We start from the raw sequence: 15,341 nt of genomic DNA, 5'->3' as shown, positions 1-15,341 counted from the left end.
TACATAAACATTTAATCAGATGAAAAAAACAATATATATATTATTGACAAGTGTCCTTGTACTTTTTAACACCATTTCGTGTAAAAATGACCTCGACATTCAACCTTTAGATCAGTTTGCAGAAGATGCAGTATGGAAAGACCCAGCTTTGGTAACGACTTTTGTGAACAATATTTACTTGGGCATTCCACATGGTTTTAGCAATATGATGATGGCATCATTAAGTGATGAATCTATGTATAATGCCGATTTTGGAAGTAGCAACGTTACCAAATGTTTAGTAACAGCCAGTGATTATTCCGTTTGGGATTTCTGGTCTGGAAATCGTTACAAAGGAATGATTTGGCAAAATGTTTACAAATACATTCGTGCTTGTAATCTTTTCCTTGAAAAAATAGAAAGTACTCCGTTTGATAATCCCGATACTAAAAAGCGTTTAATTGGCGAAGTATATTTCTTGAGAGCCTATCTGTACAATAACCTAGTGTCTGTATATGGTGGTGTGCCAATTATCAAGCAAGCCTACAAATTATCGGATGATTTTACGCCTGCTAGAGATACTTATGAAAACTGTATCAAATTTATTGCTGAAGATTGTGATAAAGCAGCACAAAATTTATTACTGGTAAATACTGGTGCTGATAAAGGAAGAGCAACGAAAGGAGCAGCTTTGGCATTGAAGGCAAGAGTATTATTGCACGCAGCAAGTGATTTATACAACAAAACTCCTACTTGGGCAGGTGGTTTTGCTCATCCTGAATTAATAGGTTATGTAGGTGGTGACCGTAATGCACGTTGGTTAGCGGCAAAAAATGCAGCTAAAGCAGTAATGGATTTAGGTGCTTACAGTATTTATAAAGCTACTCCAGCCACTGGTGATTCAACAGCCAAAAATTATGGTGAAATGTTTTTAATGAAAGAAAACACAGAAGATATTTTCGTGAGATTCTTTTTGCCTAAAACAGAAGATAGCTGGGACGGTTATAATCCAGGCTTGTTCAACAACCCGAATGGCTATCATGGCTGGGGAAGTAATACGCCATTACAACAGTTAGTAGATGCTTATGAAATGAAAGACGGTTCGAAATTTAGCTGGACGAATACCGAACACGCTAAAAATCCATACAAAAATCGTGACCCACGTTTTTATGCAACGATACTTTATGAAGGAGTTCAGTGGAGAAAACGCCCATCGGATGTAGCCGCTTCTGACCCTAAAGGAGTAATACAAGTAGGTTTTTGGGAAAAGTGGAATGCTTCAACCAATTCTGTAGATGTAATCGCTGGTCTTGATACTCGTAAAGGTCCAATTGAAGACTGGAACGGTACTTATTCTGGATATTATCTACGTAAATTTATCGACCAAACGATTGATGCACAATATGTAAAACAAGATTTGCCTTGGCGTTTTATTAGATATACAGAAGTTGTGCTAAATTATGCCGAAGCTTGTATTGGTCTTGGGCAAGATGCAGAAGCTCGTCAGTATATTAACATGATTCGTAAAAGAGCAGGAATGCCTGAAATTACCGAAAGTGGACAAGCATTAGTAGAACGTTACAGAAATGAAAGAAGAGTAGAATTAGCTTTTGAAGATCATCGTTTCTTTGATGTACGTCGTTGGATGACTGCTCCAAGTACTTTTGATAATGCTAAAGGAATTGAAATTCGTTATCCACTGAATCCAGATAAAACAACATCAAATACGCCAACTTTCAAAGTCATTGATGTTCAGGATAGAAACTGGAAAGATAGAGCTTACTTTCTGCCCATCAAGCTAGATGAAATGAATAAAAATAAGAATCTCATTCAAAATCCATTATACTAAATTTAAAATCCCTTTGCTTGATAGGCAAGGGGATTTTTTTTGATACAAATTTTACAAAAAAGATACAGTATTTTATCATCTATCAACAGAATGCCTCATTCCTACGAAAAAAAACTAAAACAAGAATTAGATTGAAACAGTAAGTATATTTTAAAGTAATTTGGCATGGTTTTAGCTAGTTTTTAAAGATTAATACATTAGTTTCGTACTAATACATTACGATGGCGAATGTATCCAAAACATAAAGAATCCTATTTAATAGTATTTACAATCTCTATTTAAAACAATTTTATGGTATTTTTCAGTTTGATAAAAAAAAATATTGTATTCAACAAAGGCTTGTTGGATGTCTTTTTTGAAAAAAATATGCTCAGAACTAGCGTTTTTACGAGCATTATTATTTTGTCATTGTATTTTTTATCAATTAAAAGAAGTGAAGCATCGTTTAGTGAAATAAGATATTTTAGTCTTAATGTCCCAAAGTATATTCCCAAAAATGAGTTTGTATCATCTGAAGTAGCTTTGAAATGGGGAGAAATGTCTTTGAAAACAATGAAAAATACACCCGGAGGTTCGCCAACTTATGGTTCTCGTTCATTGGGATATTTGGGTTTAACAATGTATGAATGTGTAGTAGCAGGAGAAGCAAAGAAAAAATCTTTAGTAGGTACATTAAAAGGCTTAGCCGAATTGCCTAAGCCAGAAAAAGGACAAGTTTATAATTGGGCACTTTCACTAAATTCAGGGCAAGCCTTCCTTTTGAAAAAACTGTACAAGCAATCTGCACCAAAAAATATTACTAGAATAGATTCTCTGGAAGAAGCGATATATCAAAACGAGCTTAAAACAACAGATGGAAAAGTAGCTGAACGTTCAAAATTATTTGGTCAGGCAATTGCGGAGGCTATTTTTGAATGGTCAAAAACGGATGGAGGACATGAAGGCTATAAAAGAAATTTTGATAGCACTTACAAAGTACCTGTTGGTAAAGGTCTGTGGAAAGCTCCAACTAGAGGACAGTCGGCTGTGGCGATGCCATTACATCCTTATTGGGGAAAAAACAGAACTTTTTCACCAACGAATAGTGTACTGCCGATTCCTGAAATGATAAAGTATGACTTCAAGCCTGATTCTAAATATTATGCTTATATGTATGAAGTATATACAAAACGCAAAACATTGACTCAAGAGGAAAAAGAAATTGCCAATTGGTGGGGAGACGATCCTTCTCAAACATTTTCACCTCCGGGGCACTCGTATAACTTAGCTAATTTAGCAGTAAAAACGGCTAAACCAGATTTGTTCAAAGCAGCCGAAACGTATGCTAAAGTAGGAATGGCAGTAGCTGATGCTTTTATCAATTGCTGGAAAATAAAGTTTATTTACAACGCAGAAAGACCATATTCTTTTATTTATTATAATATTGATAGAAATTGGGATTTATATTGGCCAGAGCCACCATTCCCCGCTTATTATTCGGGTCATGCAGTACAAAGTGCCGCTACAGCAACAGTATTGACAGAGTTGTATGGAACAAGTTTTAAATTTATAGATGACTCACACGTTGGCAGACCCAAAGATGTAGAAAGGTCAGTAGAATACAAAGCGAGAAGCTTTAACTCATTTTGGGCTGCTGCTGAAGAATCTGCAATGTCACGTTTGTATGGAGGAATTCATACTCGTCAAGACAATGAAATGGGTTTAGTAGAAGGTAAGAAAATAGGTAAAAATATCAATTCATTACCTTGGAATATAATCAAAAAATAGGCTTTAACTGTATTAATAAAATATATTGGGGGAACAAATACAATCGTAAAATGATGAAAAATCTTAACTCATGGTTAATAAAAGTATTCAAGACTTTGTTTGACCTTTGCCTATCAATAAAAATGATTGGCATATTTTTCCGACAAAACATAAATAATCAAGTGATGATAATGCCTTTACTTTCATCAGAAAGAATACCTGCATTTAGAAATATCTTTAGTTTTTTTATGTTGCTGTGTTTGAGTTTTTCTTCACTACACCTGAAAGCTCAGAATTCTCCAGTTGGATGCGATAAAACCTATATGATTGTTGGGGTTGTCCCAATTTCAGGAGATAAAGCTTTAACTCGTTCAGAAGTATTTGAATTTGGAAATGGTAATACAAGTAATCCAAATGCTGGCGCAATTGCATGTTCAATCCAAGGTGGTGGAGCAGAAGGTATTGTTGTAGATCCTGATAAAAATATTGCTTACATGGCAACATGTTGTAATCAGTCAGAGATTGTAATTTATGATTTTTCAAAAGGAGTTTTTTTAGCACCAATACCAATACCTGGAGAAGATTTGTTAGACCTTGCCATGTCTCCTGATAAAAGCTTTTTGTATGTTACAAGCTATAACGGAATATCGAAAGTAAGTACTGTTACTAATACTGTTGTAGAGTATTATCCCTCGCCAAGTTTCAATAATAAAATTGCTGGATTATGGGGAATTGCAATTCATCCGACTACAGGAAAAGTATATGTAAGTAAAAACTGGAATATAACAGGCGAAACAAGTACAATTGAATACGTAGATCCTTCACTTACAGGTGCTGCTACATTATTAGCAACTGCACCGGCTGGGTTTAATTATAGAGGAATAAACTTTGGAGATGATGGCAGTCTATGGGCTATTTTAGCCAGTGATGACTTAAATGTAGCAGATCGCTTAGTTCATTACAATAGTTTAACAGGTGCTATTATTGGTTCTTTTAATTTCCCAAGACCTACTTTAAATGCAGGTATCACCAGTGGTGCTGTTGATGCTTTTGATTTGGCTTTTGGACCTGATGGAGATTTATATATTACAAGTTATAAAGGCGACTGTGTTACCAAGTTTGATTTAGCAACGAGTGCCTTCAGTACTTTCATTCCTTATCACGCTGGTGTACAAGGTAAATCTATTGCATTTGTTTGTGGTAATTTAAAATGTAATGACTGTAATGCTCCTGCTATAAGTACTAATGATGTTACAACTACCCTTGGTACTTGTACTAACTTTGTACCAAATAATAATGGCACAGCAACAATCTCAAATCTTGTTTACAATGCTACCAAAGCAATTGAAGCTAGTATTAAAGAAGGAGAAACATTTGGAACAAGTCCTATTTTTGGAGCTGGAGCAAATCTAACATTAGCTCCAGGAGCAACAACGTTAACATTTACAGGTTTAAAGCCTGCCACTAAATATACAATTCGTATTTGGAGTGGTTCAGATGTATGCTTTAATGATTTCACTTTTACAACTCCTGCCTTTAGTTCTAAGGTGTCAAGTTCAACGGGTGCTGTACTTTGTGGACCAGGAATTGCTGCTTTAACTGCTACTTGTGCGGTTGGAGTTCCTCAATGGTATAATTCATCAACAGATAATACAGTAATAGGCTCTGGAAATAGTTTTTCATTCAATGCCACTTCTAATATTACGTTTTTTGTAGGTTGTAAGCCAATAGAAAATAATTGTGGAGTATTTTCTGTAAATCGTACAGCTGTATCAATTTCAGTTAATACAACTCCAACTGCTCCTTCTCAATCAACGGTGGCTGGCGGTATAGTCTGTGGCGCTGGTAGTCTTGGCTTAAGAGCAACATGTGCTGCGGGTTTTACTCCGGTTTGGTATAATTCACAAGTATCAACTACTATTTTACATACTGGAAGCCCATTCAATGTACCAGTAACCGAAACCAAAACATATTTTGTTGCGTGTAAAGACTTACTTAGTGGTTGTGAATCGCCTGCGGGAAGCAGAACTTCTGCGACTGCTACTTTTAGTACAGTTCTCAATCCAGTAATTACAACTTCTACTTTACCAGTTTGTGCTGGTACGAATGTTACGCTTTCAGTTACTCCTGCTACTGCTACTTATGCTTGGACAGGACCAAATGGCTTTACATCGTCATTACAAAATATACCGCTTAATAATATTCAAGCAGCTCAAGGTGGAATTTACACTGTAGAAGTAAGTAATGGTTTATGTTCTGCTAGTACATTGATTAATGTTGTTGTTTTTGACAGACCATTAGGAATAACTGCTACTGCTACAAATTCTACTTGCGACCAAGATTTGGTTAAAAATGATGGAACAATAAAACTTGCAGGTTTTGGTTCAAATTTAAGATATGATATTAGTGCAGGAGCTACTTATACTGGCGGAAAATTGTATGCAACTTCAACGGTAATACCAACAGGTGGAGTGCTTAGAACCGATGTTCCTAACCCAACTGCTGTAATACAACAATATACAGTACGTGTATTTAATGCCAATGATTGTTTTACTGACCATACTGTTACTATTCAAAAAGTAGTTTGTGATTGTGGAGTGGCTAGATGTGTCCCTTATACTATCATTAAAACCAAAACAGCTCCTAAAAAAGACTTAATTCGTACAACTAGCTCAAATTCAGGAACTACTCCACCTACAACTACTCCTTCCCCAAGTAGCAAGATTACAATAAAGAATACAACTGGAGATAAGGTGCTTTTAAATACGAATGATTTGAAAGAAGCAGAGGATTGGCTTACAACCAATTCAATAACAGAAGATATTATTGTTCAATTTAATACCTCGGATACTTATTTGCTAGAGGACACATTTGCGCCAAAATACACAAATGGAACAAATAGAGTTACTTTTCAAGGGGCTACTGGAGTAAGACCTATTTTTGATGCCCAGAAAAAATCAGCATCTGTTTGGAGATGTGAACGAGATTATACCACACTTAAAAATATAGAACTAAGAAACGCCAACATTGATGATTTTGGCGGTGCAATTATCCGTGCGGATAGTAGAACTAACATGAAGTTCTTAGACATAATAGTAAACTTTGGCTTTTGTGTAATGAGAGCTACGACTGGTGTTTCTAATTTAGAAATAGATGGATTTATCGTCAGAAATGTAACTGCTGGGTCTTTCCGCATTAATGGTGAAAACGACTTGAGTGATGGAAATATTAGTTTAAAGAACATCAAGTTTGATCACCCCACTGGACAAGGAGGGAGTATTATTGGAACAAGCCATGGATACTCTCCCTCTTTTGTATTAAAGTATAATAATAATTGGGTCGTTGAGAATATTAGTTCTATGAACGATGATATACTATTTGATTTAGGAATTATAGAACAGTCTGGAGATATTAAGTTTAAAAACGTCCGTGGTTTATTCATGTATTTTCAGCATAATAAAAATATTAGTCTTACCAATTGTTACATGCCAGCTAATAGCCAAAAAAGTAGCTATATGAGCGATGTTGATGGCATTGAGATTGTTCATAGTCAGATTAAATTTTCGGATATTTACCTGTGCTCAAATTTTAGAAAAGTTAAAGGAAGTGTATTTTTAGATGGTTTAACTGGCTACCTATCTGCGGCAAAGGATGCACCTGCGATGGAAGACAATAATCTTATTGTCGAACATACTAGTGGAAATTATATAGATTTTGGTTTTGTGGATGGAAGTACCAATTTTAGAGTTAATAGTTCAAATTTAGCTAACTACCAACTTACAAAAGGACAAAATACGTTATTTATTCCATCAGCTAATAAAGCAGAAATAAGTTTTAATATATCTGGTTCATTAAGTAGTAATTCTGTAGGAAAAGGAATGATTTCTGCAATTATAGACCAAGTAACAGATGATATTGACGGAGTTACTAGAACATTTCCAACTGATGTTGGTCCATTTAGTGGATTAACAGTAGAATAATTTTACGCTAGTTTTATCTATTCAGAATACTCTACCTAATATCTGAGAATACTCAATATTGGACATTACTAAAAGTCGTTTCGCTGTTCAAATCTCAATTCAAAAAGTAACAAATCCATACCAAAATCCCCTGTAAAAGCATTGTTCCATCTAAAATGCCATAATGATAAAATGACCATTTTTGAAGGATTTTACTGTTTAAAAAGAACAATGTACTGATTGCAGAAAGTACAAAAGCAAATAAAATGAAGTAAGCAGAATTGTAATAATGCAGAAGACTAACAATTAGAAATAATACTGTAAAAGCATTAGCTAAAACCATAGATTTTTTAACACCAATTACCAATGGAATCGTCTTGAGTCCAGATTGTTCATCGCCTCTCATATCTCGAATATCAAATGGAATCGTAATGGCAAGAACGAATAAAAATCTTTCCAATAACATCAACGCTACATGAAGGAAATCAAAGCTTTTTCCAGATTGAACAATTGGTAAAATAATCGTTGTTGCCGACCAAACAATGGAAATTAAAAAGATTTTCAAGAAAGGGATTTCTCTTAATCGGAATAAATATTTTTGATTTTTAAAGATGGGTAAAGAATAAAAAAGCGTAATTAACGCAAAAGGAGAAAGTGTAATGAGTACTTCTTTCTTGGCTAAAAAAACTGCAATGATAAAGCCAATTACTGAAAAAGCTACCAAAGCATAAAACAGGCTCAAATATTCTTTTAACCATTTATGTTTATCACTATTCAGTGCTTCTTTATTCGTTAAAACCGTAACAAGTCGATGTAAATTATAGTCGAACAAAGTAGCAAAAAAGATGATGAACAAATAAGGATGCCATTGCGGAGGCATACCCAATTGCAATTGTGTTTCCACCGTTAACGCCACTGCTGCTAACGAAATGTAAATATTGGTATTGATTAAGAAATTGAAAATTCTCAATGTCTGAAAGTATCGAAATAAAATCTGATAGCTGAAGGCTCAAAGCTCATAGCTATTTATAATGTTAACAAGCCAAAATCCTGCAAATTATTCAAAGGTTTATTGAACCAGAACAATTCAAAGTCTTCCAATCCAGCTTTTTCATAATGTGTTTTTACTTCTTGAAAAGTATAAACTTTGTTGTTTGAAACTGAAATTTCTTTCAAAATCTCAACTAACCATTCTCCTTGTTTTTGCTCTACTGAAATATTAAAACTTTCTTTTTTATCATGAAAACCTAAATTGGTCAGATTCAATACTCTACCTTTTTGGTTTTTTGTAAGATGCTTCACCGTTGGTTTTGTTCCCAGCCAAACAATTTTACTACTTGGTTTTAAAGTATAATCTTCTTCTTGATTAATGGCTTGTTCGATATAATTTTTCGGCACTTTGGTCTTCGGCACTTTAAATTCAAACCATTGATTCAGGTTCATCTCAAAGCCAATTCCGTGCATGAAATTAAAAAGTGATTTCTTCAAACCATCACTAAACAAAGTATGGTCAGTTCCCGTTGGGTCGAGGTGAAAAATATCGTTATTGGCAAAAGTGCCAATTTTTGCACTTTCTTTTTGTACTTTAAATTGCTCTGGATACATCCCAACGGGACTATGAGCCGTCATCGCAAATTGGTGCCAAAAGCCTGATTGTAAAATGCCCAGTTCAAACATTTGTCTTACCATTTCCAAAGAATCAATTGTTTCCTGAGCCGTCTGTGTCGGAAATCCGTACATCAAATACGAATGCACCATAATGCCTGCTTCGGTAAAATTGCGAGTAACTCTTGCTACTTGAGCAACGGTTACACCTTTTTGAATCAATTCCAAAAGTCTGTCAGAAGCTACTTCTAAACCGCCAGAAACTGCAATACAGCCCGATGCTTTCAGTAACAAACATAAATCTGCGGTGAAACTTTTTTCAAAACGAATATTTGTCCACCAAGTAACAGTCAATTTTCTTCTAAGAATCTCCAAAGCCAACGAACGCATCAAAGCAGGCGGAGCGGCTTCATCCACAAAATGAAAACCATTTTGGCCCGTCTGAGCCATCATTTCTTCCATTCTATCGCAAAGAATTTTGGCAGAAATCGGCTCGTAAAGTTTGATATAATCTAAAGAAATATCACAGAAAGTGCATTTTCCCCAATAACAGCCATGTGCCATCGTGAGTTTATTCCAACGACCGTCACTCCACATTCTGTGCATTGGATTCACGATTTCAATCACAGAAATATATTGTTCTAAAGGCAAATCTGAATAATCGGGCGTGCCTACTGCTGATTGCTTATAATCATGCGTTTGGCTATTATTGATGTACTTTACTTGGTTATCGACTAAAGTAAAAGTGCGTTTTAGTTCTTCCAGTTTTCGCTTGCCTTCCAGATGTTCAATCAAATTATCCAGAGGAGCTTCGCCATCATCCAAAGTAATAAAATCAAAAAACTCAAATACTCTTTCATCCGAAAGCGAACGTAATTCAGTATTCGGGAAACCTCCGCCCATTGCTATTTTTACCTTTGGGAAATGCTTTTTAATCCATTGTCCACAACGAAAAGCACTGTATAAATTTCCGGGAAAAGGAACGGTAATCGCCACTAAAGTAGGATTTATTTCCTGCATTTTAGCCGCCAAAATCTTGATGAGTAATTCATCTATAAAAGTATATGCTTGTGATAAAGCTTCGTAGAGTTCATCAAAACTATTGGCAGAACGACCCAAACGCTCGGCATAGCGACTAAAACCAAAATGTGAATCGACGCACTCAACAATAATGTCAGAAATATCTTCAAGATAAAGGGTAGCAAAGTGCTTGGCTTTATCTTGTGTTCCCATCGTTCCAAAAGCCCAATCCAATTCCTCTAATTGAGTAAAACGACTGGCTTCTGGCAAAAAATCTTCTTGACAAATCAGATGCGATAAAGTAGGATTTTTGCCTTGCAAGAAAAGCATCACTGCATCAATGGTATGAATATAATGTTCTTTGAGCGCTATTATTCTTTGAGCGTTATCTGATAATTCTAATTCCTGATTTTCAATTTGAGCAAACAGATTCAACAAACCTTCTTTAGAAAAAAGGCTCAAAATTACTTCAATTCCCAAATCAGCCTGATAGGAAAGTATATTTTTAGTATTCAAAAACCCCTTGATATAAGCCGTTGCTGGATACGGCGTATTCAGTTGCGTAAAAGGAGGGGTTATTAGAAAGACTTTTTGAGTGTTCAATGGTTGGTTAATTTTTTGAGAATGACTAAAAGATGTTGGACTTTAAGACTGAAGGAATTATGGAAAAAGAACGAAGCTTTCTTAAAGTCTTTTAGTCCTAAAGTCCACAAATCCACTCAAACCTATCTCGCCACTTCAATTTTATACTTTTTCCCTTTCATTTTTTCATCACGAATGGTTTGTAGTAATTCTTTTACTTTCTCTTTTCTTACGGCAGCGAATGAAGTGAAATCTTTTACTTCTATCAGTCCTAAATCGCCTTTTTCGAGTTTGCCTTTTTGTGAGAAAAAGCCAACAATATCTACTTTATTCAATTTGTTTTTCTTGCCTCCGCTGATGTAAATCGTTAAAAAATCTGGAGCTTTTGGCAAAGGATTATTTTCTGATAATTCCAATTCTTCCAAATTATCATCTACATAAGCTGGACGATGTTCGTTGCGTTGGAAAATCAAGTACGATGTTCCTTCTGCATTCATACGTGCCGTTCTTCCATTTCTATGAATAAATTCATGGGCTTGCAATGGCAAATGATAATGTATAACGTGCTTCATTTCTGGAATATCTAAACCACGAGCCGCCAAATCTGTCGTAACTAAGTAGCGAACACTTCCATTTCTGAATTGAATCAAAGCTCTTTCTCGGTCGTCTTGGTCCATTCCTCCATGATAAAAAATTGCATAAATACCCATGTCTTGCAATAGTTCACAAGTACGTTCTGCGGCATCTCTATGATTTAAGAAAATGATAGCAGATTCAGAATTCAATGAACAAAGTAGATTAAACAAAGCATCAATTTTATCTTTTTGTTCTGAAATCACTACTTTCATCACCAAGCCTTCTGCTACTTTATCTTCTGGAATAAAATTCAATAAAGTCGGAGAAGAAACGCCTGTGAATTCTGGAATTTTAATGCCTTTGGTTGCTGAAACCAATACTCTTTTGTTGAGTTTGCGTAAACCACCAATGATAAACGACATTTGGTCATGAAAACCAAGGTCGAGCGATTTATCAAATTCATCCAATACCAAAGTTTTGATACCATCTAAATTAAATGACCTACGAGTAATATGGTCGGCAATTCGTCCGGGCGTACCGATAAGTACTGCTGGCGGATTGCTTAAATTTTTGATTTCTGTGGAAACATCATGTCCGCCATAGCACACATTTACTTTATAACCTGTTGACATTTTCTTCCAAACCTGTTCGATTTGTGAAGCCAATTCACGAGAAGGCGTAAGGATTAAACACTGTACAAAAGGTACATCGGGTTTTAATAATTGTAAAATAGGCAATAAAAAACCAATGGTTTTTCCTGAACCTGTAGGAGAAATTAAAAGTACGTTGCTGTCTTCTGAAATGGCTTTTAAAGCCGCCTCTTGCATCGGATTTAAAGTTTCAATCCCTAAGTTTTGAAGGATTTGTGCTGTTGTTTGATTGGTTTCCATAGCACAAAGGTAAAACAAAATATCTGTTTAATTGGGCTTAATGGATTTTTGAAGAACTGGGTAAAAAGACTTGTCTGTAAAAGACATTTCCGAGACATATTTTATCTGATGCGAGAGATAAAATATGTCTCGGACGAGATGTTTTGTGTCATCGAAGAGATGTTTTATGTTTTCGGAGTCTTGTTTTATCTGATGCGATAGATAAAATATGTCTCGGATGAGATATTTTGTGTCATCGAAGACATATTTGAAGTCTTCGGAGTATTGTTTTATCTGATGCGAGAGATAAAATATGTCTCGGATGAGATGTTTTGTGTCATCGACGAGATATTTTATGTCTTCAGAGTGTTGTTTTATCTGATGCAAGAGATAAAATATCTCTAAGCAAAATGTTCACGGGCTACTTGCCAAATGATTTTGGTTTCAATCGGCATAATGCCTTTTTGTTGTTGCTGAATGGAAATATCTGCAATGATTTTCCAATGACGAGCCAAATCTCTGTAGGCATTCCAAACGGTGTTTTTAGGGTCATAGATATGTCCCGGTTCAGAACTTACTCCGTTCAATTCCATGATTCGGATATTTTTTCCTTCATATAAATCTTCGATTGACTTTACTTTCATATCGAATCTTCCATAATGAAAACCTTCAATTGGGAGCGCAATTTTATCAAATACTTGATTCAGTTTTTCATTGATTAAGAAATTATTATCTAAGAATTTAGTGCCTCTACAATGATTTCCTATCGGTTCTAATAATCGTTTTTCTCCTGCTGGAATTACTTCATGAATCTTTTCTCCTAAACGTAAACGCATTGTTTCAAGCTGAAATCTTGCACGAGTATTGGCTTGCATTAATGCTTCAATACTAGATTTTCCATCGCCTGTTACCGACAAAAACTCTTTTCTAGTAATAGAACTTACTTGTCCTTTCTGTTGATTTGGATAGCGATAATAGAGTATGCCCAATTCAATCTCAAAAGTGATAAACTCTTGAATAATAAAATCTTCTTGAAGATTTTGTAAGTATTTTTCAAGCGCAAATTGGTCGATAATCTTTTCAACTTGCGAGCCTCTTTCACCCACATTGGGTTTACAAATAATCGGGAATTCAAGCTTGTTTTCTTTTAGCTTTTCAAGAATTATGGCTAAAGAAGTTTCTTTTTTTACAAAGAAATAAGTCGGTAAAAAGTCGTCAGGAATCTGTTTTAGAATATCAATTTTACTTTCACCAAAGAAACCGCCATAATCAATACAAGGGTCTGCATTGGTGAAAAAAGTAAGCGAGCGAGTACGAGCGGCTTGATACAACCAATAGGGGAGAAGCGGAATGTAAAACATCCACCACGTCCAATATTCAAAATGCGTAAGTTTGATAAGCCAGAGCGGTAATTGTAATTTGTTCATGTTGCAAACTTACGGATAATGAGGAAATGATGGATGTCGGTTATCGGACAGTTTTTTTGATTTGAGATTTGTGATGTTGGATTTCGGATTTTAGGTCTTCGGCTTTCAGTCTTCTGTTAATCAATAATTACTAACTACTAATTCGCTGATTTTTCCTGAAACGGTAAAGCAAGAGTTGTTGCTACGAAGTGCCATTTTAAAAGCAGATTTCTAATCACTAATTCACAAATCACTCATTCTTTCAATAAATCACTGCCCCAAATGTTGAATATTACTTCTTCTAGGAATGGTTAAAATCTGTTTTTGTCGCCCGTCGATATAATGTACTTTCCCATTGATAAAAAGTCCTTGTTCTTCAAGCATAATTCGTACTTCTTTATTTCCCCATTCAGCAATTTTTACCTTCGCATTCAGTTCAATGGCATAAGCAGTATTTTCATTCAAAGGATATTCGCCATTGCCCGGAACGCCACCTTGCATATCCCACATACCAATCGCTGGTCCAGCAGCATGGCCGTGATAACCCACTGGATGCGAATAGATTTGTGCTACCAAACCATCTTGCTCTGCTTTACGAAGCGATAGTGCTAAAATTTGATTACCCGTCATGCCCACTTTAAAGAATCCCGTCATAATATCTTGAACTTTGTTGCCAGCTGCTAAGGCTTTTCGTAAATATTCGGGTAATTCCTTTTCTTCGGGACGAAGTACATAGGCTAATTCTTGCACATCTGTATTTAAGCGAAGATAAGTAATGCCAAAATCGCAATGAAGTAAATCGCCGGGAAGAATGACATCTTCCGCTGGGCGACGGTCATAAGGCCAGTTCGTTTTATCTGGATCTGGACGTTGCACATCAACCGTTGGATGAAACCAAGTATCTAATTTCAGTTCCGCTACTCTTTCACGCAAATACCAAACTACATCTTCGGTTGTGGTTACACCCGGAACGACTACTTTCTCAGAAAAAGCTTCTGCAATAATTTGATGCGTAATACGGTCTAGGGTTTCGTAAAGGGCTATTTCTCTTGGCGTTCTACTTTCCAACCAGCCAACAGCTAGTTTTTCGCTAGAAACAATTTTCTCTTTACTTTTCTGTGATAAGTTTTCTATCAAAGCCTCATGTTCAGAATGCGAAAGTCCATCAGAATGCGCATATTGTTCAGAAACATCAATCGCAATTTTCTTAGGATTTCTTTCTTCAATTAAGGCAGAAAGACGCTTCCATTGGTTGGGTTCTTCTTCGGGTTTCCAAGCAGATTTGAAAATCGTACCTACATTGTAGCGAGCTACCGCCAAACATTCCAAGCCTTCTTTTTCACCTTTATCGTAAATCAATAGAATCGTTCTTCGGCGAGCATTCAGCCAAGTAGAAGGAAGCATTGTTTTGATGATAGGATCTTCGTTGTATTCACGGGCAATAATTAGCCACATATCAATACCTTGCTTTCGCATCAAAGAAGGCAAAAGTGATTTAAAGCGTTCATCTAGCAATTGGTCTTGCAGAACAGCTCTGTCTTTTAACGCTAAAATTTTAGGAATATCCTGAGCAAGAAGAGAATGAATAGCAAAAAGTAAGGCAATAAAGGTAAAAGCGTATTTGTTCATGATGAAGGATGTTAATGAAATTAGATTCTTATAAAAATAAGAGAATTTCATCAGAGAAGACTTATCATGAGCTGATTTTTCTTTATTTAGTATTTAAACTGTAACACAAATTTCCAACTCG

At 35.6% G+C, this 15,341-nt stretch carries 8 protein-coding genes; 3 read left to right on the top strand and 5 right to left on the bottom strand.

The genetic code is table 11. The features are described 5' to 3' along the window. The first annotated feature begins 19 nt into the window (after nt 1–19). The 3 genes from ABID42_RS15065 to ABID42_RS15055 all read left to right on the top strand — a co-directional run bounded on the left by ABID42_RS15065 (nt 20) and on the right by ABID42_RS15055 (nt 7,554). On the top strand, nt 20–1,828 hold the full coding sequence (locus ABID42_RS15065) for a RagB/SusD family nutrient uptake outer membrane protein (protein WP_323255055.1): 1,809 nt from the start codon (nt 20–22) through the stop codon (nt 1,826–1,828). A 366-nt stretch (nt 1,829–2,194) separates the two neighbouring features. Then, nucleotides 2,195–3,595 carry a vanadium-dependent haloperoxidase gene (locus ABID42_RS15060; RefSeq protein WP_367284365.1) on the top strand — a complete coding sequence of 467 codons (1,401 nt, stop codon included), beginning with the start codon at nt 2,195–2,197 and terminating at the stop codon, nt 3,593–3,595. Nucleotides 3,596–3,717: 122 nt separating this feature from the next. Next, the gene (locus ABID42_RS15055) at nt 3,718–7,554 is read left to right on the top strand and encodes an Ig-like domain-containing protein (RefSeq protein WP_367284364.1); all 3,837 of its coding nucleotides are present in this window, start codon (nt 3,718–3,720) and stop codon (nt 7,552–7,554) included. Nucleotides 7,555–7,648: 94 nt separating this feature from the next. On the opposite strand, the gene ABID42_RS15050 is transcribed toward ABID42_RS15055, so the two are convergent. From ABID42_RS15050 to ABID42_RS15030, 5 genes are all read right to left on the bottom strand, one after another. Next, complete coding sequence (locus tag ABID42_RS15050) at nt 7,649–8,503, bottom strand: UbiA family prenyltransferase (protein WP_367284363.1); 855 nt, start codon at nt 8,501–8,503, stop codon at nt 7,649–7,651. A gap of 56 nt (nt 8,504–8,559) precedes the next feature. Further along, on the bottom strand, nt 8,560–10,761 hold the full coding sequence (locus ABID42_RS15045) for a B12-binding domain-containing radical SAM protein (RefSeq protein WP_367284362.1): 2,202 nt from the start codon (nt 10,759–10,761) through the stop codon (nt 8,560–8,562). A gap of 122 nt (nt 10,762–10,883) precedes the next feature. Next, nucleotides 10,884–12,206, bottom strand: coding sequence for a DEAD/DEAH box helicase (locus tag ABID42_RS15040; protein WP_367284361.1), 1,323 nt, complete (start codon nt 12,204–12,206; stop codon nt 10,884–10,886). 380 nt (nt 12,207–12,586) lie between these two features. Next, nucleotides 12,587–13,612: an ATP-grasp domain-containing protein gene (locus ABID42_RS15035; RefSeq protein ID WP_367284360.1), complete on the bottom strand. Its 1,026-nt coding sequence runs from the start codon at nt 13,610–13,612 to the stop codon at nt 12,587–12,589. Nucleotides 13,613–13,861: 249 nt separating this feature from the next. Continuing rightward, nucleotides 13,862–15,220, bottom strand: a complete 1,359-nt coding sequence (locus ABID42_RS15030; RefSeq protein ID WP_367284359.1) for a M24 family metallopeptidase — start codon at nt 15,218–15,220, stop codon at nt 13,862–13,864. Between the last annotated feature and the right edge of the window lie 121 nt (nt 15,221–15,341).

The sequence above is a fragment of the Arcicella rosea genome (genome assembly GCF_040543805.1).
GTDB classification, from domain to species: domain Bacteria; phylum Bacteroidota; class Bacteroidia; order Cytophagales; family Spirosomataceae; genus Arcicella; species Arcicella rosea.
This window is presented reverse-complemented; position numbering and strand designations above follow the sequence as displayed.

Excerpts from the sequence above, each read along its gene's own strand:
- ABID42_RS15065 (WP_323255055.1), top strand. The coding sequence starts at position 20 with ATGAAAAAAACAATATATATATTATTGACAAGTGTCCTTGTACTTTTT.
- ABID42_RS15060 (WP_367284365.1), top strand. The coding sequence starts at position 2,195 with ATGCTCAGAACTAGCGTTTTTACGAGCATTATTATTTTGTCATTGTAT.
- ABID42_RS15055 (WP_367284364.1), top strand. The coding sequence starts at position 3,718 with ATGATTGGCATATTTTTCCGACAAAACATAAATAATCAAGTGATGATA.
- ABID42_RS15040 (WP_367284361.1), bottom strand. The coding sequence starts at position 12,206 with ATGGAAACCAATCAAACAACAGCACAAATCCTTCAAAACTTAGGGATT.
- ABID42_RS15035 (WP_367284360.1), bottom strand. The coding sequence starts at position 13,612 with ATGAACAAATTACAATTACCGCTCTGGCTTATCAAACTTACGCATTTT.
- ABID42_RS15030 (WP_367284359.1), bottom strand. The coding sequence starts at position 15,220 with ATGAACAAATACGCTTTTACCTTTATTGCCTTACTTTTTGCTATTCAT.